Annotated in this window: 28 protein-coding genes; 24 read left to right on the top strand and 4 right to left on the bottom strand. The window is 55.6% G+C overall.

Features of this window, described 5'->3' with window-relative positions; genetic code table 11:
• Nucleotides 1-16: 16 nt before the first annotated feature.
• Nucleotides 17-1135 carry a DUF2800 domain-containing protein gene (locus tag ACR652_RS18560; protein WP_434507957.1) on the bottom strand — a complete coding sequence of 373 codons (1119 nt, stop codon included), beginning with the start codon at nucleotides 1133-1135 and terminating at the stop codon, nucleotides 17-19.
• Nucleotides 1132-2109 (bottom strand): hypothetical protein, encoded by a 978-nt coding sequence (locus tag ACR652_RS18565; protein ID WP_434507958.1) that lies wholly within the window; start codon nucleotides 2107-2109, stop codon nucleotides 1132-1134. Before ACR652_RS18565 ends, ACR652_RS18560 begins: the two co-directional genes overlap by 4 nt.
• A gap of 91 nt (nucleotides 2110-2200) precedes the next feature.
• Between ACR652_RS18565 and ACR652_RS18570 the strand changes: the two genes are divergently transcribed.
• The 7 genes from ACR652_RS18570 (at nucleotide 2201) to ACR652_RS18600 (ending at nucleotide 8544) form a co-directional block, all read left to right on the top strand.
• Entirely contained in the window at nucleotides 2201-2410 is a 210-nt protein-coding gene (locus ACR652_RS18570; protein WP_434507959.1) for a hypothetical protein, read from the top strand.
• The gene (locus ACR652_RS18575; protein WP_434507960.1) at nucleotides 2407-4146 is read left to right on the top strand and encodes a DEAD/DEAH box helicase; all 1740 of its coding nucleotides are present in this window, start codon (nucleotides 2407-2409) and stop codon (nucleotides 4144-4146) included. Before ACR652_RS18570 ends, ACR652_RS18575 begins: the two co-directional genes overlap by 4 nt.
• A 29-nt stretch (nucleotides 4147-4175) precedes the next feature.
• Nucleotides 4176-4478 carry a hypothetical protein gene (locus tag ACR652_RS18580; protein WP_434507961.1) on the top strand — a complete coding sequence of 101 codons (303 nt, stop codon included), beginning with the start codon at nucleotides 4176-4178 and terminating at the stop codon, nucleotides 4476-4478.
• Nucleotides 4475-4951, top strand: a complete 477-nt coding sequence (locus ACR652_RS18585) for a hypothetical protein (protein ID WP_434507962.1) — start codon at nucleotides 4475-4477, stop codon at nucleotides 4949-4951. The genes ACR652_RS18580 and ACR652_RS18585 overlap by 4 nt, the downstream gene beginning before the upstream one ends.
• Complete coding sequence (locus ACR652_RS18590) at nucleotides 4948-5793, top strand: hypothetical protein (RefSeq protein ID WP_434507963.1); 846 nt, start codon at nucleotides 4948-4950, stop codon at nucleotides 5791-5793. The genes ACR652_RS18585 and ACR652_RS18590 overlap by 4 nt, the downstream gene beginning before the upstream one ends.
• A 63-nt stretch (nucleotides 5794-5856) precedes the next feature.
• Nucleotides 5857-6171 (top strand): TetR/AcrR family transcriptional regulator, encoded by a 315-nt coding sequence (locus ACR652_RS18595; RefSeq protein ID WP_434507964.1) that lies wholly within the window; start codon nucleotides 5857-5859, stop codon nucleotides 6169-6171.
• Between the two features lie 24 nt (nucleotides 6172-6195).
• A complete protein-coding gene (locus ACR652_RS18600; RefSeq protein ID WP_434507965.1) occupies nucleotides 6196-8544 on the top strand; it encodes a phage NrS-1 polymerase family protein in 2349 nt (782 codons plus the stop codon).
• 54 nt (nucleotides 8545-8598) lie between these two features.
• Here ACR652_RS18600 and ACR652_RS18605 read toward each other — a convergent pair whose 3' ends face one another.
• The gene (locus tag ACR652_RS18605; protein WP_434507966.1) at nucleotides 8599-8835 is read right to left on the bottom strand and encodes a hypothetical protein; all 237 of its coding nucleotides are present in this window, start codon (nucleotides 8833-8835) and stop codon (nucleotides 8599-8601) included.
• Nucleotides 8836-9033: 198 nt separating this feature from the next.
• On the opposite strand from ACR652_RS18605, the gene ACR652_RS18610 reads away from it, so the two are divergent.
• The 10 genes from ACR652_RS18610 to ACR652_RS18655 all read left to right on the top strand — a co-directional run bounded on the left by ACR652_RS18610 (nucleotide 9034) and on the right by ACR652_RS18655 (nucleotide 14058).
• Complete coding sequence (locus tag ACR652_RS18610) at nucleotides 9034-9255, top strand: hypothetical protein (RefSeq protein WP_434507967.1); 222 nt, start codon at nucleotides 9034-9036, stop codon at nucleotides 9253-9255.
• A 196-nt stretch (nucleotides 9256-9451) separates the two neighbouring features.
• The gene (locus tag ACR652_RS18615; RefSeq protein ID WP_434507968.1) at nucleotides 9452-9859 is read left to right on the top strand and encodes a hypothetical protein; all 408 of its coding nucleotides are present in this window, start codon (nucleotides 9452-9454) and stop codon (nucleotides 9857-9859) included.
• Nucleotides 9860-9947: 88 nt separating this feature from the next.
• Nucleotides 9948-10367: a hypothetical protein gene (locus tag ACR652_RS18620; protein ID WP_434507969.1), complete on the top strand. Its 420-nt coding sequence runs from the start codon at nucleotides 9948-9950 to the stop codon at nucleotides 10365-10367.
• 44 nt (nucleotides 10368-10411) lie between these two features.
• Nucleotides 10412-10822 (top strand): hypothetical protein, encoded by a 411-nt coding sequence (locus tag ACR652_RS18625; RefSeq protein WP_434507970.1) that lies wholly within the window; start codon nucleotides 10412-10414, stop codon nucleotides 10820-10822.
• Nucleotides 10823-11187: 365 nt separating this feature from the next.
• The gene (locus ACR652_RS18630) at nucleotides 11188-11547 is read left to right on the top strand and encodes a hypothetical protein (RefSeq protein ID WP_434507971.1); all 360 of its coding nucleotides are present in this window, start codon (nucleotides 11188-11190) and stop codon (nucleotides 11545-11547) included.
• 428 nt (nucleotides 11548-11975) lie between these two features.
• Complete coding sequence (locus ACR652_RS18635) at nucleotides 11976-12107, top strand: hypothetical protein (RefSeq protein ID WP_434507972.1); 132 nt, start codon at nucleotides 11976-11978, stop codon at nucleotides 12105-12107.
• A 136-nt stretch (nucleotides 12108-12243) separates the two neighbouring features.
• Entirely contained in the window at nucleotides 12244-12564 is a 321-nt protein-coding gene (locus ACR652_RS18640; protein WP_434507973.1) for a hypothetical protein, read from the top strand.
• Between the two features lie 75 nt (nucleotides 12565-12639).
• Nucleotides 12640-12888 carry a hypothetical protein gene (locus ACR652_RS18645; RefSeq protein ID WP_434507974.1) on the top strand — a complete coding sequence of 83 codons (249 nt, stop codon included), beginning with the start codon at nucleotides 12640-12642 and terminating at the stop codon, nucleotides 12886-12888.
• Complete coding sequence (locus ACR652_RS18650) at nucleotides 12863-13285, top strand: hypothetical protein (RefSeq protein ID WP_434507975.1); 423 nt, start codon at nucleotides 12863-12865, stop codon at nucleotides 13283-13285. Before ACR652_RS18645 ends, ACR652_RS18650 begins: the two co-directional genes overlap by 26 nt.
• A 269-nt stretch (nucleotides 13286-13554) precedes the next feature.
• Nucleotides 13555-14058 carry a hypothetical protein gene (locus ACR652_RS18655; RefSeq protein ID WP_434507976.1) on the top strand — a complete coding sequence of 168 codons (504 nt, stop codon included), beginning with the start codon at nucleotides 13555-13557 and terminating at the stop codon, nucleotides 14056-14058.
• Here the strand turns inward: ACR652_RS18655 and ACR652_RS18660 are convergent.
• Complete coding sequence (locus tag ACR652_RS18660; RefSeq protein WP_434507977.1) at nucleotides 14048-14395, bottom strand: hypothetical protein; 348 nt, start codon at nucleotides 14393-14395, stop codon at nucleotides 14048-14050. The genes ACR652_RS18655 and ACR652_RS18660 overlap by 11 nt on opposite strands.
• A gap of 458 nt (nucleotides 14396-14853) precedes the next feature.
• Here ACR652_RS18660 and ACR652_RS18665 point away from each other — a divergent pair, with 458 nt between their 5' ends.
• The 7 genes from ACR652_RS18665 to ACR652_RS18695 form a co-directional block, all read left to right on the top strand.
• A complete protein-coding gene (locus ACR652_RS18665; protein ID WP_434507978.1) occupies nucleotides 14854-15618 on the top strand; it encodes a terminase small subunit in 765 nt (254 codons plus the stop codon).
• Complete coding sequence (locus ACR652_RS18670; protein WP_434507979.1) at nucleotides 15618-17267, top strand: hypothetical protein; 1650 nt, start codon at nucleotides 15618-15620, stop codon at nucleotides 17265-17267. The genes ACR652_RS18665 and ACR652_RS18670 overlap by 1 nt, the downstream gene beginning before the upstream one ends.
• 9 nt (nucleotides 17268-17276) lie before the next feature.
• Nucleotides 17277-18791, top strand: coding sequence for a phage portal protein (locus tag ACR652_RS18675; RefSeq protein WP_434507980.1), 1515 nt, complete (start codon nucleotides 17277-17279; stop codon nucleotides 18789-18791).
• The gene (locus ACR652_RS18680) at nucleotides 18788-19657 is read left to right on the top strand and encodes a phage head morphogenesis protein (protein ID WP_434507981.1); all 870 of its coding nucleotides are present in this window, start codon (nucleotides 18788-18790) and stop codon (nucleotides 19655-19657) included. The genes ACR652_RS18675 and ACR652_RS18680 overlap by 4 nt, the downstream gene beginning before the upstream one ends.
• Nucleotides 19650-21161 (top strand): DUF2213 domain-containing protein, encoded by a 1512-nt coding sequence (locus ACR652_RS18685; protein WP_434507982.1) that lies wholly within the window; start codon nucleotides 19650-19652, stop codon nucleotides 21159-21161. The genes ACR652_RS18680 and ACR652_RS18685 overlap by 8 nt, the downstream gene beginning before the upstream one ends.
• Before the next feature lie 32 nt (nucleotides 21162-21193).
• The gene (locus tag ACR652_RS18690) at nucleotides 21194-21721 is read left to right on the top strand and encodes a structural cement protein Gp24 (protein WP_434507983.1); all 528 of its coding nucleotides are present in this window, start codon (nucleotides 21194-21196) and stop codon (nucleotides 21719-21721) included.
• Nucleotides 21722-21753: 32 nt separating this feature from the next.
• Nucleotides 21754-22778 (top strand): major capsid family protein (locus ACR652_RS18695; RefSeq protein WP_434507984.1); only part of this gene is annotated, 1025 nt, incomplete at its 3' end.

Here is a 22778-nt window from a genome sequence, read left to right on the forward strand (position 1 = left end):
CTAATTGACGATGTCGTCAACTGTTTGAAAACACTTTGCGCGCTTGCGTACCGTCGTCGGCTTTCAACTTCGTTTCGCCGATCGGAATCTCGGCGTAAGACTTGACGATGTCAACCGGGACCCCGGCGTCGATCGCCTGTTTCGGCGTGATGGGTTTTTCCTTAACGATAGGCACGCCGAGCATTCGCCCGAGCGCCTTAATCTCCTCGTCAGGCTTCGCCCAGCGTTCGCGACCCTGTGACGGCTCAGCGCGATAGAACGGCACCGCGACACCGCGTTTCAGTAGCGAAAGCGTTTGTTCAGCAAGTCCGGTGCGTCGCGCCTCAAGCATGGCGATCGCGCGATCAACGTACCGCAACTCGGCGCCGAGAGCGTCCGGCGGCAAATCGAAGGGCACATTGCTATACGCCACATCCATAGACGCATACGCCGCCGATTGCGCTGAGCGGCAAGCGTGACGAGCGCGACAATCCCGACACTCCGGGCCGACGATGCAAGGCGCGTCCGCTTCGAGCGACTTTGCCTCGGACAGTCTGAGCGCGTTGAAATAGCCGCGAAGCTCGGACGCCATACAAGACCATGTCGTAATCGGAGGCCCGCCGGAATAACAACGCGGCTGTACGATCCGGAACTCGACTTGCGTACGATGATCGCTTACACCATTGATCCCGACAGCCTCAAGCGCGCCGGCGGCGTACTCGATAACTTGCCAGTTTTCAAAGACGTCGACGCGACGATGACCGAACTTGTAGTCCCAGATAATCAGCTTATACGGCTTGAACCGCCAAGTATCGGGCGTCCCCCAGCATAGCGGGTTAATCGTCGCAATCGACAACGTCTCCTCAACGTGCAACGTATAGCCGACGAACTCGGCGTCGGTCGCCCGTACGTCGGCGGTCATCAACTCGGCACCTTCGACCATTTCGTCGGTAAGCATGACGCCGTTCGGTGCAATCTGGCCGGTATCAATCGTACGCCCGGCCAGCATTTCGGCGACCGCCCAGTGTGCCGCGGTGCCGTCCTTTGCCGCTTGCGACTCCTGATCCTCGGGATACATTTCCTCAAGCGCGCGCGACCCGGGGCACTGTACGCGACGCGCCGCCGATGACGGCGCTAAAGGTGCGTGCGTACTCATAGACCGCCCGCCTCGGCGATAGCCTTTTCAATCGTGGCCGATACGGTCGGAATGAGGTCGGGCCGTTGCATTAGTGCCGGAATGCCCGGAAGGCCCGCGGCGGTACACGCTTGCAACGTCTGGGACTCGCTCAGCTTACCGGCCGCGACCGCTTGCGTTACGCGTTGCATGAGTTCCGCGAACGTATTAGAAGGGGACGCAGGTGTCACAGTAGAACCCGGAGGCGTGGCGGCCGTACTGCCAGTCGCTTCTAACGGGGCGGAGGCAGGCGTCGCAGGCGGTAAAGGGGGCGGGGCCGGTACCGCCGGGACCGCCATTACTGCGCGCAATTCCTGTTCTACGTCAGCGATCACATTGTCAGCGACGCCGCGTTTGTATTTCCAAGCGCCGTCCTTAGTTTTGGTCTTCTCGCGGCTATGGATACGATTGTCCCAAGGTAAGCCGTTTTTATCCAACTCAACGCCGGGCGCAGGGGCCGGGGTTTGGGGAACAACAGGGACCGCCGCGCTCTCGGGCGTCGCTACAGGCGGAGCGGGGACGGACGGAGGCGTCGGGATTGAAGTAATCGCCGTCGTATCCTCGGGGGCAATCGTTGACGCTTCGACACCCGCAATAGAGGGGGCAGACGCCCCCTGCGGCGGGGGGATTTGGCCGCCCCCGAATACCGCGGCCGGATCGGGAGGCGTCGGCTGACCTTGACCCGGGAACGGGCCGCCAGTGTGATAACCCGCCAGCGCCTCGGCTTCGACGTGTTCCGCCGCATTGAAAGTTGCGGGTTCTGGAGGAGGAGTGTTGGTCGGCCAGTCCGGTCGTGCTGTCCCGTTAAGGTCGGCTAGCGCGTCGGCGTCAGTGAGAAGAGGGCGCCCGTCGGAACCTACAATCGACGTCGAGATGTCGCCAGCAAGCGCCAGCAAATACGACGCCGAGACACGCAATACATGCACGTCTTTTTCGTCGATAGATAAGGTAATCATTTAAAAATCTCCTTGGTGATTTAGTTGACTGCCAGCGCAGATTAAAATATATTGACGAACACGTCAACAACTATTTATTGGAGATATTCGAATGGCCGTGCCAATTCAAAATCGCTTTTTATTGTTCTCGAATCCTTACGGGGACACGCTCGGCGGCTGGTATGACTTTCAAAGCGCGCACGCTACGCACGAGGAAGCAATCGCCGCCTTTTTCAATAAATACGGCCCGAACGCTTCGAAAGCGTGGTATCAAGTTGTCGACGTAATGGCGCTTAAAATTAGCGAAGAGGGTTCCGTGTGACCCCTCTCCGCTCGTTTCAAAGCCAGTTACGCAACGCCATATATGCCGCATGGCAATCGGGCGCCCGTAACGTCATGCCTGTACTGCCGACCGGCGGAGGTAAGACGGTACTGTTCGGGAACATCATCGCCGAGAACGTGGGGCCGTCCGTGGCGATCGCTCACCGTCAGGAACTTACGAGCCAGATATCCCTAGCTCTCGCGCGCAACGGCGTCCGGCATCGCGTCATCGGCGGTAAGTCTCTACTTCGCAATATCGTACAAATGCACATGGCGGAAGTCGGCCGGGATTACACGCACCAATACAGCCCGGTCGCTGTCGCTGGCGTCGATACGTTATTGAACCTTGATCCTCGGGATCAATGGTTTCAGCAAGTGACCCTCGCCGTACAGGATGAAGGGCATCACGTACTAGCCGCAAACAAATGGGGCAAAGCCGCCGCCATGTTCCCGAACGCAAAAGGCCTGTTCCCGACCGCAACGCCGAAACGCGCAGATCGGAAAGGCCTCGGTCGTCACGCTGACGGGCTGGTCGACGCGTTGGTCGTCGGTCCTACTATGCGGCAACTTATCGACATGGGGTTCCTGACCGATTACAAGATTTACGCGCCGCCGTGCGACGTTGACTTGTCTCATGTCGATATCTCGGACGCGACCGGCGACTTTAACCAAGTGCAGTTGCGTAACGCGATCCACGAGTCCGGGTCGATCGTGGGCGACGTCGTCAGTCATTACAAAGAGATATGCTTGCGTGAACTCGGGCGGCTCGGGCTGGGCGTTACGTTTGCCGTCGACGTCGAGGAGGCCACAAAGATAGCCAAGGCCTTTCGGGACGCTGGCGTACCTGCCGAGGTCGTCAGCGCAAAGACGCCCGATCATGCTCGGGCGGCAATCTTGCGGCGATTTAAAGCGCGCGAGATATTACAGCTAGTCAACGTCGATTTGTTCGGCGAAGGGTTCGACTTGCCCGCAATCGAAGTCGTATCAATGGCGCGGCCGACCGAGTCCTTTTCGCTATTCTGCCAGCAATTCGGTCGGTCATTGCGCCTCATGATATCGGACGTCTTGTCGGGCGCATGGGATACCTATACAGACGAGCAACGCCGGGAATTCATCAAGCAATCGGGCAAGCCGTACGCACTGATCATCGACCATGTATCGAACGTCGTACGGCACGGGCTACCAGACGCCTATCGCGAATGGACCTTGAACCGTGGCGAAGGTCGTCGCGGCAAAAAACGCTCGGACGCGATACCGATCCGGACTTGCCTAAACCCTGAGTGTTTCCGGGTTTATACCCGGGCGGCGGTATGCTGTCCGTTTTGTGGCGATCGTCCGGTACCGGCGGCAAGGTCGACCCCGGACCAAGTCGACGGCGACCTCGTGGAACTCGACCCGGACGTATTGCGCGCCCTTCGCGGAGAGATCGAGCGCGTCGACGGCGCCCCGCTAATACCGCGACATTTTGAGCGCGGTAGCCCGGCGCAGATCGCCATATTCAACAATCACGAGCGCAGGAAAGCCGCGCAAGCGACGCTACGTCAGGCGATTGCCTTATGGGCGGGCTATCAAGACACGCTCGGCTATAGCCAGCGCGAGCAGTACAAGCGATTCTTTTTCATGTTCGGGACCGACGTCGCGACCGCGCAAACGCTGGGCGCCCGAGAGGCCGAGGAGCTTGAATTGTCGATACGCGGCAAATTAGCTATTGACGGCGTCGTCAATGCGACTGTATGATTGTCCGACCATAACTAGGAGATTTGATAATGTCAAAACTTGAAGGGCTACAACACGCCTTACGCGCTATTGAAAGCCAAATTGTAGAGTTACAGGCCGAACGCTGTCGCATTATTGCCGACATTGGCGAGCGAGCAAGGACCTATCCGAACGGAACGCGCGTAACGCGGCGCGACATTCAATATGAAATTGTCGGCGTTAACGTTCACTTGGCACTTTCGCCAAACCCGGCTCTTTGGTATTACGGCAAACGTATCAAAAAAGACGGGTCGATGTCGGACGTTTGGACATGTTTGTACGGCGACGACAGTTTCGAAGTTGTCCCCAAATGACGCTTATGCAATGGGCGATTCGGCACGCCATACCGTACGCCGCGATACACGAACTTGAAACTCTCCTCGGCGTTGCCGACCCCTACAAAGTCACGAGCCAGCCGGGCGCGTCCGAGGGTGCCGTACAAAACCTTGTCAGGCTCGAAGCGTCGACCAAGGGCGTTTATTTGTGGCGTAACAACGTCGGCGCCGCGACGCTAGAAGACGGATCGTTTATTCGATGGGGACTCGCAAACGACTCCTCGCAAGTCAACGCGAAACTTAAATCGGGCGACTTGATCGGGATACGGCCTCTCGCGATTACGCCTCAAATGGTCGGTCACACGGTCGGCATATTTGTCAGTCGGGAAATTAAGGCGGCGGGCTGGCGGTATTCCGGTACCGATCGCGAGGTCGCGCAACTCAACTGGATCAATCTAATCACGTCGCTAGGTGGCGACGCACGTTTTGCAACCGGAGAGGGCACGTTATGAAAAAAAGGCTTTTGATAACCGTCTCAGGGGGACGCACTTCGGCGTACATGGCCTACCGCTTGTTGTCCGAATATTCTGACGTTTACGAAATGGTTTTTGTTTTTTGCAATACCGGCGGCGAACATGAAGAAACTTTGCATTTTGTGCAAAAATTAAATACGTTTTGGGGCTGGCCTATTGTTTGGCTAGAAGCCGTTACTCATTTAGACAGCCTTACCGGCTGTACGCACAAAATTGTAAATTTTGAGTCTTCTAGCCGAGATTGGCAACCATATAGGCAAATGATTCAAAAATACGGAATCCCAAATATCAAATACCCTCATTGTAATCGCGAACTAAAATTGAACGTTGCTCGTTCTTATGCGCGCTCTATTGGCTGGGAAAGCGGATCATACGAAACTGCAATCGGGATAAGGTTAGACGAAGAACATAGACGTCGCAAAGACGCCGCTAAATTTCATTTAATTTATCCGCTTTTGGATATTTTTCCTAGCGACAAAATAGATGTCAACGATTTTTGGCAAGATCAACCGTTTAAATTAAATTTGCCTAAACATTTAGGAAATTGCCGATCGTGCTTTAAAAAATCGCATGTGACTCTAATGAAAGTCATGCGAGACGATCCGAGCGCGTTTAATTTTACTCAGGAAATGGAAGCGTTACACGGTAAAACTAAAGTCGAAAACGGACCGCCCCGGGTATTTTTTCGAGAGAAAAAATCAACGCTCATTCTTTTGCGCGAGTTTTCCCTTTTAGACGTAAAAAATTTACCTCCCGACACTGACGCCGATTACGGCGACGGATGCTCGGAGGAATGCGGTCTAAATGAGGCTTACGAATAATACTTGACCGCCGCGTCAATTAACGAATACTATACAAACGCAGTTAACCGAGGATATGAAGACATGACAAAAAGTAAACGACTAGGGCCGGACGTACGACGCGGCGAGTTGCTAGACATTGCGCTAGATATGGCGGAAAGTCTTGGCCTTGAGCAAATCCGTCGAGACGACATCGCTAAAAAGGCGGGCGTCGCAAACGGTCTCGTGACCCATTATTTCAGCACAATGACCCAGCTTAAACGCGCCGTCGTGCGCGCGGCAATCGAGCGGAAAATCCTCCCCGTGATTGCTCAAGCGTTGGCCCTCAAACATCCCGAAGCCTTGAAAGCCCCCGACGAATTGCGAAACGCCGCTTTAGCCAGTCTAGCCGCAAAATAAGTCACTATCGGGGGTTCGGGGAAAATGCAGGACTTAAAGCGGGTGCTAGGCGCCCTAGCCAACTATCGGCAATTTATCGTATACAAGCTCGTGCCGTCGCAAACGAAGCCGGGCAAAACCGATAAATTTCCGATCAATCATGCGACCGGCGCCATGCCGGAAAAGGGAAGCGGGGCCGCGTCAATCTGGACCGACCTCGATACGGCGGTCGCGGCCGCAACTAGGCTGGGGGTCAATCACGGTATCGGCTTTAGTTTTGCCGACTCTGACCCGTTCTTTTTCGTCGACATAGACAATGCGCTCGAATCCTCGGGGCAATGGTCGGCGCTTGCGTTGCACTTGCTCGAAGCGTTCCCCGGGGCATACGTCGAGGTTTCACAATCGGGCCGGGGCCTGCATATCATCGGTACCGGATCGCCGCCCCCGCATGGCTGTCGGAATACGCCGTACGGTTTGGAGTTCTACCACACCGACCGCTTTGTCGCCCTGACCGGGATTAACGCGCAAGGCGATAGCGGCAAGAATTTCGATTACCTGTTGCCTTGGCTGGTACAGCATTATTTTCCTATGACGGCCGACCTTGATAACGGTATCGGCTGGACCGACGGCCCTGATCCGGAATGGTCAGGCCCTACAGATGACGGGGCGTTGATTGAGCGCGCGCTTAAATCCAAGTCGTCGGCTAGTGTGTTCGGCAATCGCGCGAGCTTTGCCGACCTTTGGTACGCCGACATCGCGGCGCTCTCCGCTTCATACCCGGACCCGGCTCGCGGGTACGACGCGTCCCTCGCCGACGCGGCGCTCGCTCAGCATTTGGCATTCTGGACCGGCAAGGATTGCGAACGCATACTCCGGATCATGCGGCAAAGCGCGTTAAATCGCGAAAAATGGGAGCGTGAAGACTATCTACCCCGGACGATATCGAAAGCCGTATCGCGTCAAATTGACGTGTTACGCGACAAGCCCTCCCAGTCGCTCACTATCGAATACGAGACCGGCAACGTCACGGCGACACCGCAAGCGGTCACGGGGGCGACGTATTTGAGCATCGACCAACAGTTGACCCTGTTCCGGGGGTGCGTATACGTGACGGATCGTCATGCGATCCTAGTGCCCGGCGGTACCTTGTTGAAGCCAGACCAATTTCGCGTACGTTACGGCGGCTTTTCGTTCCCTATGGACCCGGCAAACGAACGCGTCGTCCGTAACGCGTGGGAGTGTTTCACCGAGTCGCAAGCGTTCCGCGCGCCGCGTTCCGATACGACGTGTTTCCGCCCAGACTTGGAACCGGCCATGCTGGTAAACAACGGCGGGCGTATCGAGGCGAATATCTACTGGCCTATAGTGACCAAACGTCAAGCCGGCGACGTGGCACCCTTCATGTCGCATTTGCGTAAGGTACTGCCAGACGAGCGCGATCAAGCGATCATCCTGTCCTATATGGCCGCGTGCGTACAGTACAAAGGGGTTAAGTTCCAATGGGCGCCGCTACTGCAAGGCGTCGAGGGTAACGGCAAAACATTATTTTCGCGGTGCGTCGGCTTCGCGATTGGCGACCGATACGTACACTTTCCGAAAGCCTCGCAGATCGCAAGCCAATTCAACGACTGGATATACGGTAAGCTGTTTATCGGCGTCGAGGACATATTCGTCGCCGAGTCTCAGCAAGACGTTATCGAAGAACTCAAGCCGATGATCACGAATGACCGGCTTGAAATCGAAGGTAAGAACAAGGACAAGGCGACGCTCAACGTATGCGCCAATTTCATCCTTAATTCGAACCATAAGGGTGCGGTAAGGAAGACTCGCAAGGATCGCCGGTTCGCGCACTTCTACACGGCCCAGCAGGAACCCGAGGACCTTGATCGCGACGGCATGTCGGGCGATTACTTTATCAAGCTGTACGACTGGCTCCGGGCTGGCGGGTATGAATACGTGAACGAGTTTTTGCATACGTACGCGATCCCAGACGAATATAACCCGGCGACCAAATGCCAGCGCGCGCCGGTCACGTCGACGACCGAGGAGGCTTTAGCGTTAGGGCTGGGTCGCGTGGAGCAGGAAATACTCGAAGCGATCGAACGCGAGGAGGTAGGGTTCCGCGGCGGCTGGGTTTCCAGCATGGCCGTCGACAAACTGCTAGACCGTGTGAACGCCTCTCGGGCGATCCCTCCGAATAAACGGCGCGACCTCCTGACGAATATCGGATACGACTATCATCCTCAGCTTGTCGGCGGACGTGTCAATAACGCCGTATTGCCCGACGGCGGCAAGCCTCGCTTATTTGTCAAGCGCGGATCAGAATTAGCTAGTATAGTGGGACCTGCCGAAGTCGCTCGCGCATACTGTACCGCTCAGCAAATCGGCGTTTAAAATCTCCTCCCTTGTGCCCGACGCATCCTCCCCGAGCGTCGGGCTTTTTTTTGATTACATAGGGTAAATGCGGTTCCCTTTGGGGTCGTACTTGCCGAGGAAAATGATCCCGTCAACTTGCGGCCGGTACTCGTCGATTCTGTACGGCGCCTCGGGAGGCAACGGGACGTAATACAGATTGTAACTGCCCGTCCCGTCGTTCTTCATTTTAGTAGCCAGCTTGACGACGCTTTCGTCCGTTTGCCAGCCGTACGGATTTGACGCAAAGAAGTGGTGCGTACTTTTACTCATATTAAAATCTCCTAGTTTTTAAAGTGTCAATTTCCCATTGACAAACCCATTATACCCCTTATTGACGGGTTCGTCAATATTATATTTTAAATCATAACTTGTTGTACGATAAGAAAAATAAATGAATAAAGTTATTGACGGCTTCGTCAATAAGAGTATGATGAACCTATCGACAACGTAATTACATAGGGGCACATCATGAGCAAATTCGAAACCGGCAAGACATACGAAACCCGAAGCGTCGGCGATCACGATTGCATTTTCAGCATTAAGATCGTGCGTCGTACCGCCAAGACTGTTCTGGTCTTTATCAAGGGGCAAGCCGGCGCAAAGACGTTGCGGATCGGTACGCACCAAGGCGTCGAGTACGTCAAGCCGTTCGGTTCGTACAGTATGGCGCCAATCGTTAAGGCTTGCTGATCATGAAGCGCCGCATACATCGAAACAAGTGGGGCAATTGGCGCGGCTATGAGGGGCGTCAATGTGTGATTGAGTTCGGTGGCGACGACGTTGCCGCCGGGCATTGGTTACTTACCGGGGAGACCGAACGTCTCTCCGGGTACGCCAGCGACGAAACCATTAAGGCGGCACGTCAAGCCGCATCGGAGGCCTGATCATGGAATTCAAATACAGCGACGCCGGGCGCAAGCTGTCGAAGCGTCCCAAACAGATAAACGATTGCGTCGTACGCGCGCTCGCGCTGGCCGTCGAGATACCTTACGACGTGGCGTACGACATGGCGGCAAGTCACGGGCGGCAATCCGGCCGCGGCATGGTGCACGCTCATATACGCGCCCTATTCGACTCGGTACCGCGGATCGCTGGTCGACATGTGTTTCAGGCCGTCAAGGGTCAGCCACGGATGAACGCGCGACGGTTTGCCGAGGCTTACCCCTCGGGCCGCTGGATCGTGCAGTTTGCAGGCCATTACGTTGCGGTCGTCGACGGGGTGTTTCACGATACCGTCGCGGCCGGATGTCGTCCGACACGTTGCGTTTATTCAGCGTGGGAAGTCGTTCCATAAGAAAAATAAATGAATAAAGTTGTTGACGGCTTCGTCAATAAGAGTATGATGAACCTATCGACAACGTAATTACATAGGAGCTACTGACATGACAACGACTCAATTCAAGAAAGGCGACAAAGTTATCCGGTTCCGCCGCTGGAATGACAATGGCGTATGGCTCTGGGAGCGCCTTACGATTCAGTCATGGGGCAAAAAGCAAGGCACCGCAACGCAAGACAATACCGACGAATTTGTCGAAGACCGTTTTTACGTTGACCAAGTTAACAACGCTCCTTACCGCGATCATCTTTACCTCGCAGACGGTCTGGATATCGAAAAGGTAGGTCTCGAACTTGCCGCCGCGTTTCTTGTTTACGAAATCGAAGCCGCAAAAGCTCGAATTGCTCGTTATTCCGCCCAAGGCTACGACGTCAAAAGTAACGAAAAAGAGTTGGCCGCACTTGAAGCCGCGACGCCCCGGATCGCTAACCGTCTGGACCTTGTCGCCGAATTGCGAGTACGTTAACCAAAACCGCCCGGCTTCGGCCGGGCATTACAGGAGATAGGGAAATGTCAAACAAACATACGCCGGAACCGTGGCAAGTGCTGGAAGTACACGGGGAGGTATTTGTCGCGGCAAATACATACGAGGGGCATCCGTACCATAACCGGACGCGGACGATTGAGATTATGTCGGACGAGGATTACCCCACAAAAGAAGCCGACGCGCACCGTATCGCGGCTTGCGTGAATGCGTGCGAGGGAATTTCAACCGACATGCTTGAACAAGTCGGAAAGCTGATCACTCCTAGCGCCTTGAATTTTCATCAGCTTAACGCTCAGCGTGACGAGTTGCTTGCGGCGTTGAAGTTGACGTTGCCCGTCCTTGAGCATTTTAGAAAAAATTATCCAATTGACGACACGATTTTTCCATTAGCTATCGCCCGCACGGCCATCGCCAAAGCGGAGGGTGGCACATAATGCTAGTTAAGATCAAGCGTCCGTACCCGACGCAATTCGAGGTACACGTCGACGGCAAGTACGTCGCGTTCTTTACGCGTAACCCATATGCGGCCGGGTATCACCTGTACGACGTTACCGGACGCCGGATCGAGTGTATCGGGGCGTCGGCGCCGATCCGGTATATGCGTAAGCATGACAACAAATGGTATTACTACGCGCCCCGTCAATGTGACATGGAGCTATCGTTTAAGGCCGCATGGCGCGCCGGGGCGGTACCGGACGAGACTGCAATAAAAATTCGTACGGAATACGAAAAACATATTGACGAGTCCGTCAATAAGAGTAATATGGTTACGTCGTCAACGTAAACGGGAGTTTAGATCATGAGAGCAACCAAATACAAATCGAGCTACGGCGCCGAAGGTTTCGAAGTTTTAACGAAAGGGTGGATCGGGTGTAGCTGGAAATCTCAATTTCTCAGGGCTACTTGCCGAACCGTAAACGACGGCAAGGAACTATCGGTCGACATCGTTCAACATTACGGCTCGACGTCGCGCGAAATGCGCGGCAGTCTGGTACTCAGCAACGAGAAAGCCGTCGAGTTTGCCGCAAAGCTATCGCCTGAAATGTTCGAGCTTGTCGCTCGTGTTGCCGGCTTGAATCCGGACGCCGGGGAAATCGGCGCCGGGATGCTTGCGAACCTAGTCAAGCAAGCGCGCTCGATTGTTGGTAGGACCGACTGATCGTGACGACTCGGGCCGTATATTATGCACAACGCAACGCCGGAAAATGGCGTACGGCTCGGGTCGCTCACCGTTGCGACTGGCGTAAGGACGGCTTTCGTTGCCGCCACGAGATACGGCCGGGTGGTCGATACTTCGATACTGGCTTGCATAACCCGCATTCGTCATCGGTTCACGGTACGTACAGGATTTGCGAAGAATGCGCCAACGAGGAGATAAATCAATGATAGGCAAAGGTCGGCCGGCGCTCAGCGCGCGGGTCGCTAAGATTATGGAGGCGGATCAAGCGGGCCTGACCTCTAGTGAGTCGGAGTTTCTGGCCGACATGGTAGCCCGTCGCATTTCGTTCGGTACGCCGAGGCAAAACGTGTGGGTGGATCAAATCGGGCGCAAGGTGTTCGGCGCTGACAACTGGGAGGCTTTTCGAAATGGTGGATCATAAAGACACCCCGTCGTATCGGGAAATGCAACGCCGCTTACGGGCGGAAAATCGTCAAATGGCTGTCGCGCTGGTCGTCGGCTTGATGGTGGCAAGTTTCGTACTGGGGGTGCTGGTATGAACTACGCCGGCGTTTGGAAACCGTGGAGTATGGCGGTCGTTGAAATGCGTCACCGCGATTTTAGCGAATTTTGGTACGCAAACCCGTGGCAACTTGCGTGCTTTGAAATGACTAAACGCGATTGGAGCCTGATTGTATGAAGCTGCTCGATTACATCCGCTACCGCCGACAAGGTGTACGCCCCGGGCTTGCCTATCGCATGGCATGGGAACGCCACGGGATCACGCTAGGCGACGTTATCTTGCTGATCGCCATAGTCGCCCCTTACGCATTCGGTAGCGCGACCCATGCGCTCGCTACGGATCGCCTCGAACGTCTCGGGCGCGAGGTCGAAACCGTCAAGGCCCGGGCGTATTCCATGAAGCTAGAGACGGCGTTCATCCAATGCCTTAATCGCGGTACCGTACAGATTGACCGCTGGACCCATACATGCGAGATAAAGAGGATACCGCTATGAACGAACATGCGTGGATGCTGGCCGTTGAGCTATTCGTCATAGCTTTTTTAATCTACATACTTTGGAGGTAATACCATGAGCAATTTTATCGTCGTACGTTTGGGCAATAGCCCGCAAAACCCGCCGCGCGTAATTCACGGTAACGAAGAAGCGGCACGTAAAGAGGCGGCGAGGCTTGCGGAAAAGCATCCCGGGTGCTGTTTCGTGGTCGCTGATATCGTGACCGCATACAGCACGAAACCTAACGCGACAGAACTGTCGATCGGACAAATGCCGCTACTTGTAAAGGTGTTAGAAAATGAGCAATGCCAGCCGAGAGTTTGAAAAAGAATACGCAATCAGAGAAGGCGAGCGCGTGCATGCTGAGAATGAATATTTCAAGCATCGCCCTCAAATCGACAACACCGACCGTCGCCGTGTATTTGATGCTGGCTTTGACCGAGGTTACGAAGCCGCCCAATCCCGCCACGCCTCAGAACGCGAGGCGCTGGTTAAAGATGCCGAACGATTGGCATTCATAGCTAAAGCGGAAAGGACGGTTGCTGGCGGCAAGTGGTGTATTCAAGTTCTCGACCCAAAAGGAAAACCGTTTGCTGAATATTTTGACAATCCGCCTGCTGGAACGCCTATGGGTATTCATCCTGACAGGCTGACCGCATTAAGGGCGGCTGTAGATGCAGCAATCCTCGCCCTTCTATCCGATAGCGGGAGCCAAGGATGAGGAAACTGATTGTTTTGGCACTGTGGTCTATCGGCATAAAGGGTCAGCCGTGCAAGTGTTCATTTTACGAGGCGTCTCATTACAACTCAGACCTAGAGTTCGATATTGAAGATTGGCCATGTACGCACTATCAGCCCGACAACCAGCAAGCAACGATAAGGAGTAAGTGATGACGACTAGCGCCACCATTGTAACAATCGACTTCCTGAAAGACGGGGACATTCAAGCCTTTATCCGTAAATACGGCAGGCCAGCATAAGGACTAACCCATGATTACCAAAGAACTGATTGAAGATGCAAAGACGGCGGGCTTTGAGCCGCATCCAGTACATGGGGGCTTAATTGTTCGTCATAGCAACGGAAGCTGGATCAATATAGAAAAAGGCCTGACCGTTCTTGCCGAACTCCAACGCCAGCGCGAGCGTCAGGCTGTGCCAACAAAACCCGACAACGTACTTTCTTCGTTTTGGGACAAGGCAATGCAAGGCTATCGCTTTGTAATTGACAACGGTTTTACCGCCCCGTCAATGGAGGGTATGCATTATGAGCATGTTCACGTTGACCCGAGCGACGAGTCGGACGCCGGCAAAGTGTCCGTGCTGGTGCCGGACGGCTTTACGATCGTGCCGACCGATCAGCCTAGTCGAGTGCATATAAATCGGATCGCAATCGGATTGGCCGAAACGTTCGGCTATAGCTGGGCGGAACTGTCAGAGTCTGCCCGGGCACGCATTTTCGAGCAGGCTCAAGCCGCGTTCAATATCACCCCCTGATATCGTCGACCGTCTCCACCCGAGGCGCGTCGACCTCCTGCAAGACTCCTCCTAGTATCCTGTCGCGCACCTGTTCGACATCCGTTACCCGCCGGGCGTAAAGCTCGCGCGCCGTGTCGCTCAATTCCTTGACGTTGTCGATCGGACACTTGACGTCGTATACGTAGCCGTGCCGCGGCTTATCCATTGCCCAGACGTGACCGATCGACACGGTGCCGGCGTACGGTAACAGGTAGGCCATTAACAGGCCTTTAAGCGACTCGACGTCGTCGGGATGAACGGTCAGCGATACCGTCGCAAACCCTTCGAGGTTCGGAGCGGATCGTCGAGTCGTCATTCGATCGCCGTTAATGCACTGTTGGCACGTTCCGGACTGTACGTATCGTTCCGCGATATGTCCGTTTCGGCATGGCTTTCCGGTGAAGTATTTCGTCAATCCGGAGGCTTTTGCGGTCGCTCTATCAATAATAATCATCATATAATCCTATAACGTTGAAAAATGGGGTTTCCCGGGGTATCGGCAAGCTACTGAAAGTTAAAAGAAATATTTAAGTTTACCTCTAACCCGTATCGGCCAAACCCTTTTAGCTATAAATGAGCATAATATATGATATGACATATAATATCTATGTACGTTATGTACTGTCAATATTGTATTTATTAAGGGTATTAGGGGTAAAAAGAAGTAAGTAACTGAATATAAAGAGTAAATTTTACCACCCCGAACTGTACCCCGATAACCCCGTACTGATAGATACTTGACGTTGCAGTCAACTGTGAACGATACTCGCGGTCATGACACCCAAACAAACACGGTTCGCAATGACGCTATTCGAGTGTGGCGATCAAACGGAAGCCTATCGCCGTACGTACAACGTTGAAAACATGAGCCAAAACTCGATTTATACGGCCGCATACGAACTCGCGAATCACCCTGAAGTCGTAAAACTGATCGAAGAACGGACGGAAGACGCGGCCCTTGTGGCGACGCTCAACGAGGCTTGGGTCCTCAAACGCTACATGATGCTCGCCAATGCTGACCCGAACGAACTCGTCGAAAGCCGCCTCGTGTGCTGTCGGCACTGTCATGGCATCGACCATAATTACCAATGGGTCGACGCTCGGGAATGGGCCGAAGCGGTCGCCGCCGTACTTGACGACAATGCCCGCCGCGCCGGCTCACGTAACTTTACGCCCCGGGCGATACCGACCAACGACGGCGGCTATGGATTCTGGGGAACGAAACCGCCGGCCCATGACTGCCCTAAGTGTTTCGGCCGGGGCCTGACCGACATCCATATCCACGATACCCGGAACCTATCGCCTGCCGGGAAGTTGCTATACGCGGGCGTCAAGATGACGGCCAACGGTCCCGAAATCAAAATGCGCGATCAGGACGGCGCCCTCGACTTTCTGGCGAAGTATCTGGGCCTCGACAAAAAGGTCCTCGACATCAATCCGCCGCCCGGGTCGACGAGCAATCTCCATAAGCTGTCAGAGATTACCAACGATCCGATACAAGCCTCCAAGGCGTATGCTAACTTGCTGACGGGTACCTGATGGCCTACCCCTACCCGTTCGACTTTAAGAACCCGGATTACCTGAAAGTCTTCGATCATCGGATCGGAGTCCTAAAGCGATTGCGCGAAGCGATTGCCGCCGAACGTAACGCCGGGCAACCTCCAACAATCTTACCTTTGCTGAAAACGTACTACCGCGACAATCCTGCCGACTTTGTTGAGGACTGGGGCACGACCTTCGATCCCCGGAACGTCGAGCGCAAGTTGCCGACGCTAATGCCGTTCATCCTGTTCCCGAAGCAACGCGAGTTCGTGAACTGGACCGTCGATCGCTGGAAATCGCAAGACCCGGGCCTAGCCGAAAAGTCGCGCGACATGGGCGTATCGTGGCTGATCGTCGCGCTCGGCTCGACGCTTTGCCTGTTTTACGAGGGCGTTGTCGTCGGGTACGGTTCGCGCAAGGAGGAGTACGTCGACGGCAAGGACAAGCCGAAGTCGCTATTCTGGAAAGCCCGTCAATTCATCCGCCATTTACCGCCCGAGTTCCGCGGCGGCTGGGACGAGGTGCGCAACGCGCCGTATATGAAAATCAGCTTTCCGGACACTGGGTCGTACATGGCCGGCGAGGCTGGCGATTCTATCGGCCGGGGCGACCGGGCGTCGCTGTACTTCGTTGACGAAGCCGCGCACTTGGAGCGGCCCGAGCAAACCGAAGCGGCCCTTTCTCAAACGACGAATTGCCGTATCGACGTATCGTCTGTCAATGGCATGAATAACCCGTTCGCTGAGAAACGTCACGCCGGGCGCATATCGGTATTCACATTCCATTGGCGCGACGATCCCCGTAAAGACGAGGCGTGGTACGCAAAGCAAGTCGAGAACCTGTCGCCGGTCGTCGTCGCGCAGGAAATCGACATCAATTACAGCGCGTCCGTCGAGGGCGTCGTCATCCCGAGCGAATGGGTACAGGCCGCGATTGACGCGCATATCAAGCTGGACATCAAGCCGACCGGCATCCGTAAGGGCGCGCTCGACGTTGCCGACGAGGGTATCGACTTGAACGCGTTTTGCGGCGCTCACGGTATCGTCGTCGAATACCTCGACGCGTGGTCCGGCAAGGGCGACGACATTTACGGCACGACCGAGAAAGCGTTCCAGATATGCGATGACATGGGGTACGGCTCGTTCGACTATGACGCCGACGGTCTCGGCTCGGGAGTTCGCGGCGACGCCCGGGTCATCAACGAGAAGCGGTCGCGTAAAATCGAGGTTAACGCTTTCCGCGGCTCGGGCGCCGTCGTTGACCCTACCGCCCCGATCCCGAGCGTCGTCATTGATCCTGACGGCAAGGAACGAACGAACGAGGATTTTTTCGGGAACGCCAAGGCGCAATCGTGGTGGAGCTTGCGCGTCCGATTCTTGCGTACGTATCGCGCCGTACAGGCATTGCAACGCGGCGAGCATTACGAGTATGATCCCGACGAACTGATATCGCTGTCGAGCAGTATGCCGAAGCTGACGGACGCTGTACGGGAGTTGTCGCAACCGACGTTCAAGCCGAACGGGGCCGGCAAAATACTGATCAACAAGCAACCGAGCGGCACGAAATCGCCAAACCTTGCCGATTCGATTATGATACGCTTCGCACCAACAACGAAACCCGCGAAAGGGTTTTTCGACTTCGATTAGGGGCGCGCTATGTTAAATTGGTTTAGAAAACGGCTCGGACGCGATACGTACAACGACGAGGAGCCGATCGAGCAGGCCCCGGAAGTCGACGCATTGACTCAGGGCGCCGGCGTATTCTCAACGCATTTTCTCCGCAAGATAGGCGACCGGAACGACCTCATTCAATCCGTAATCGATCGCAATATCCAAGTCGATAGCTTCGTCGACTCTGAATCCGGAATGGCGCTCGACGACGCAAAGACGACCGGCCGTTTACGGTCGTTTTCAATGGCGAACCTGACCATTACCGACAATCAATTCGCGTTCTTTGGGTCGCAAGGGTTTATCGGCTATCAGACCATGGCGATCCTTGCTCAAAACTGGCTGATCGCTCGTTGCCTGTCTATCCCCGCGCGCGACGCTATCCGCAACGGCTACGAGATTGCCGTCGTCGACGGTACCGAACTGACGCCCGAAATCCTTGAGTACATGCAACGCATGGACAAGGCGATGAACCTGACGAAGAACCTACACGACGCGATTTACTACAAGCGCATGTACGGCATCCGAATTGTGAAATTCGACGTCGACTCTCCCGATCCCGAGTATTACGAAAAGCCGTTCAATATCGACGGGGTTCGCCCGGGCGCGTATCGCGGTATTACCCAGATTGACCCTTACTGGATCACCCCCGAGCTAAACGGCGACGCGGCAAGTAACCCCGATTCGCGGCACTTCTATGAACCGACTTGGTGGCGCGTCAACGGCCAGCGCATACACCGTACGCACTTGGTCATACTGCGCGGCCCGGAAGTTGCTGACATCCTGAAACCGACGTACCTGTACGGCGGCTTGTCGGTCACGCAACAGATTTTCGAGCGCGTATACGCCGCCGAACGTACCGCTAACGAAGCGCCGATGCTTGCCCAGACAAAGCGCGAGACTGTGATACACGTCGACGTCGAAAAGGCAGTCGCCAATCAAGCGGCGTTCGAGGAGAAAATGGCCGTATGGGCGAACTTCCGGAGTAACTACGGGATTAAGGTCGCCGGCAAAGAAGAGACGATTGAGCAGTTCGAAACGTCGCTCGCCGACCTCGACGCTACGATCATGACGCAATACCAACTCGTCGCGGCGGCGGCTGGCGTCCCGGTTACGAAGCTCATGGGTACGGTACCGAAGGGGTTCAACTCAACCGGCGAGTACGACGAGGCGAGTTATCATGAGGAGCTTGAAAGCGCGCAAACGCACGACCTGACGCGTATCGTCGAGCGTCATTACATGCTCATGAATCGTTCGTACGTGTTACCCAAGTTCGGCAAAAAGTTCGACGCGTCGCCCTCATGGAAACCGCTTGACGCACTGACCGCCAAGGAACTAGCCGAAGTCAACAAGATTAAGGCCGAGACCGGCGTCGCGCTCATGCAGGCGGGCGCGATCGACAGCGTCGACGAACGTACGCGCATTACGAACGATCCAGACTCCGGGTATACGGGCCTTGCCGAGCCGGCCCCCGAATTACCTCCCGACGACGAAGCCCTATGAGCCTCCTCACAAAGAAGCGCGAAGCGTGGGCGCAACAGCGCGGCGGGCACATGTTCGAGGGTAAGACGCTCAACTATAACGCCGCCGTTATGGATCGTTACGTCAAGGCCTTGTCGAGTCTCGTCAAGCAAATGACCGCCCAGACAATCCGCGAGATACGTAAGCTCGAAGCCTCTACGGCGATGGATAGCGCCGCCGCCATGGATGCGGGCAACGTCGCCAGTCAAGCCCGCATACTCACGAACAAGCTGACGGCGAAATTCGACTCCCTGTTCGGACGCAAGGCGAAGGCGCTCGCCGAAATGATGGTAAACGCCAACACGAAAGCCAGCCGGGCCGCGCTCAATATCTCGCTCAAGGAAATGTCCGGCGGGCTGTCGCTCAAAACCGACATCATGAATAAGACTTTGCGTACGGTACTGACCGCGACGGTCGCCGAGAACGTATCGTTAATCAAGTCGATACCGACCGAGTTTATGACCCAGATTACCGGCGACGTACTGCGCGCCATTACGACCGGAAACGGGCTTGCCGATATCGTGCCGAAGCTCGAAGAATACGAAGGGGTTACGCTACGCCGGGCGCGTAACATCGCGCTGGACCAGACTCGCAAGGCGTACAACAACATCAATAAAGCCCGTATGCAAGCGATCGGGGTCAAGCGGTTCAAATGGGTACACTCTGGCGGCGGGCAGAAACCGCGCGAACTTCATATACAGATGGACGGCAACGTATACTCGTTTGACGACCTGCCGATCATCGACGAGCGTACCGGCGAGCGTGGCATCCCCGGGCAGGCGATCAATTGTCGTTGTACGATGGTGCCGGTAATCGAATTTGAAACGGGAGAGTCTGAGAATGAGTAACGCCGCCGGGATCATGTACGAAACTGACGGGCGCGTTTTGCTCGTCTTGCGTTCTGCCGACTCCGAGCAGGGCGGAACATGGGCTTTCCCCGGCGGCAAAATCGAAGCGCACGAAACGCCCGAGCAGGCCGCGAGACGTGAGTCGTTCGAGGAGGTCGGCCACAATCCGACGGGCGAAATGCGGCAAATTTCCGACGATGGTAATTTCGTTACGTACAAAATTTGCGGCGAACGCTTTACACCGATATTGAATTCGGAACATACTAGCGCGAAATGGGCGACCCGGGACGCTTTGCCGTCTCCGCTTCACCCCGGCGTAATGGAAATAATCGAGGCAAATATGTCGGCACGGAAACCGGATATAAACGGGTTTATTGAGATCAAGAATAATCCAATCTCAAAGGCTGGCGTATTCCCGTACTCGGGCCGCATGATCGGGGGCAATGCCGACCCGAACAAGGTTTACAACGTGTATCGCCCCGTCGAGGAGTTGTCCGACCCCGCGGCGATAGAGTCTTTTAAGCTGATCCCATTCGTCGACGATCATCCGTCCGACATGCTGGGGAGCGAAGAATATGACCTGCCGAACGTCGATGGCAAACCGGCCGACGGCGTCATCGGCGAGAATGTGTACGTCGACGGCGACACGCTTTACGCGAACGTTAAATTTTTCACGGACCGGATCGCTCGCGCGATCAACGCGGGGAAAAAAGAAGTCTCCGCCGGTTTTCGTTGTTTGTATGACTATGCCCCGGGCGTTTTTAACGGTCAGGCATACGACTACATTCAACGCAAAATACGAGGTAATCATGTAGCCCTCGTAAATCAGGGCCGCATGGGTCCGGAGGTCGCGGTACTGGACCATTTCAAAATGACGTTTGACTCAAAGGAGCTAGTTAAAATGGCTGAAAATACCGAAGTTGAAAACAAAGAAGCGACCGCCGACGCCGATATGACTATGGCGGATGCAACGAAAATGCTTGAGGGTATCGTCCCGCAAGTTGCGAAGCTGGTCGAAACGCTGAGCAAGCTCGGCAATCCTACCGCGGCCGCGGCACCTGCCGCCGCTGTCGAGGATACCGACAAGCCTGCCGAACCGGCGCTCGATACCGAAATGCCGACTAAGGCAATGGATGCGCTCGACAAGCTCAATAAGAACCTGACCGCTCTCAACGCGACGATCCAGACCTCGCTTGCCGCCAAGGGCAAGGCCCTCGACGCGAAAGACGTTTTCGCCTCGCTGGCTAAGCGTGACGCGCTGTACGGTTCTGTCTCGAAGCTGACCGGCGCTTTCGATCATGCCGAACTCGACGACGTAGGCGTCGCCAAGTACGCGCTGGACAAGTTCGAAATCACCGCCCCGGCTGGTGCCGAGGTCGCCGTCGTTGAGGCGTATGTCGCGGCCGCTGGTAAGCATAGCGAGCGCGGTTTCGTTCCCAAGGGCAAAGGCCTTGACGCGGCAAGTACCGAGCCAAGTCCCATTCGCAAACACGTCGCAGGTTAATCCCCGGTCGACAAAATCAGGAGCTTTAAATCATGACTTTCCAAACCGCTGTAGATTTGAACCAAGGTTTCGGCGTACCGGGCGAACTGTTTGACGACGGTCCTCACCGCGCGCAACCTTTCGTGCTGGACTCGTCCGACGCCGCTTTGAACGTGTTCGGTCGAGCCTTCACCGTCGTGTCCGAAGGTGTTGCCGAAGCTGGCGGCGCCGACGCGGTATTCGCCGGTATTCTGATCAACCCCAAAGGTCACGCCTCTTACGGTACTGCCGCAGGCGGTCCGCTGGCTCCAACCTTGACCCTGCCGAACGACGTCCCGGCCGAGTTGCTGTCCGAGGGTTCTATCGTCGTGACCTTGCCCGCGGCCGCCGCTATCGGCGACCTCGTGTACTTCACGGACGCAACCGGCGTTCTGACTACGACCGCCCCGGGCGCCGCCGCGCCTGCTAACAGTACCTTGATCAAAGGTGCGTACGTCGATCGCTTCACCGTGTCCGGTGCCGGGCTGGCAGTTATCACGCTGGCAGGCTCCCCACGTTCCGGCGAACCTCTGGCCGCGTAATCGGCTTAACGTCTAACTAAGGACCTTTCAAAATGGAAAACAAAGTACTAGCAAGTGTAGGCCCCCGCGACGTTAAGCCGCTGGTATTGGCCGCGAATCAGATCGACGTGAACACGTTCCGCGACCTGCCGCTTTTGGGCATCGGTCTCGACGAACGTATGCTCGGTAAAATGGCTTCCGGTATGGATGCTATCGAGCCGACCGTAACGACCGCGTCGATCGCGACTCCAATCCAGTTTCTGCAAAACTGGCTCCCGGGTTTCGTCAAGATCATCACCGCCGCCCGTAAGATCGACGACCTCGTCGGCTTGCAAACGGCTGGTAGCTGGGAGGACGAAGAAGTCGTACAGGCTGTTCTCGAACTGACCGGCACGTCGGTACCGTACGGCGACTATACCAATATCCCGCTGTCTAGCTGGAATCTCAACTTCGAGCGTCGCACTGTCGTACGCTTCGAAGAAGGTATGCAAGTCGGTCGCCTCGACGAAGCCCGCGCCGCCCGTGTGAACGTGGACTCCGGCGCGAGCAAGCGCGAAGCCGCCGCCCTTGCGCTGGAAATTCAGCGTAACCGTATCGGCTTCTTTGGTTACAACAACGGCGCCGGTCGTACGTATGGTTTCTTGAACGATCCGAGCCTCCCAGCGTATAGCAACTTGCCTACCGGCGGCTGGGCTACTGCGACATTCCTCGAAATCACCGCGGATATTCGCAGTATGATTCAAGCCTTGCGTACCCAGTCGCAAGATACGATCGACCCGGAAACCGTCGACCTGACCCTCGCAATGGCGACCGACGTCGTCGATTACCTGTCCACGACTTCCGACTTCGGTATTTCGGTGCGTGACTGGATGACGAAGACGTATCCGCGTATCCGTGTCGTTTCGGCTCCTGAGTTGAACGACGCCAACGGGGGCGCGAACGTTGTGTACCTGTACGCCGAGGCAATCGCTGATCAATCCACCGACGGCGGTCGTACCTTTATCCAAGTCGTGCCGAGCAAGTTCCAAGTGCTGGGCGTCGAGCAAAAGGCTAAAGGCTATCTGGAAGACTACACGAA

The organism is Methylocystis sp., assembly GCF_051061225.1.
Lineage (GTDB): Bacteria > Pseudomonadota > Alphaproteobacteria > Rhizobiales > Beijerinckiaceae > Methylocystis.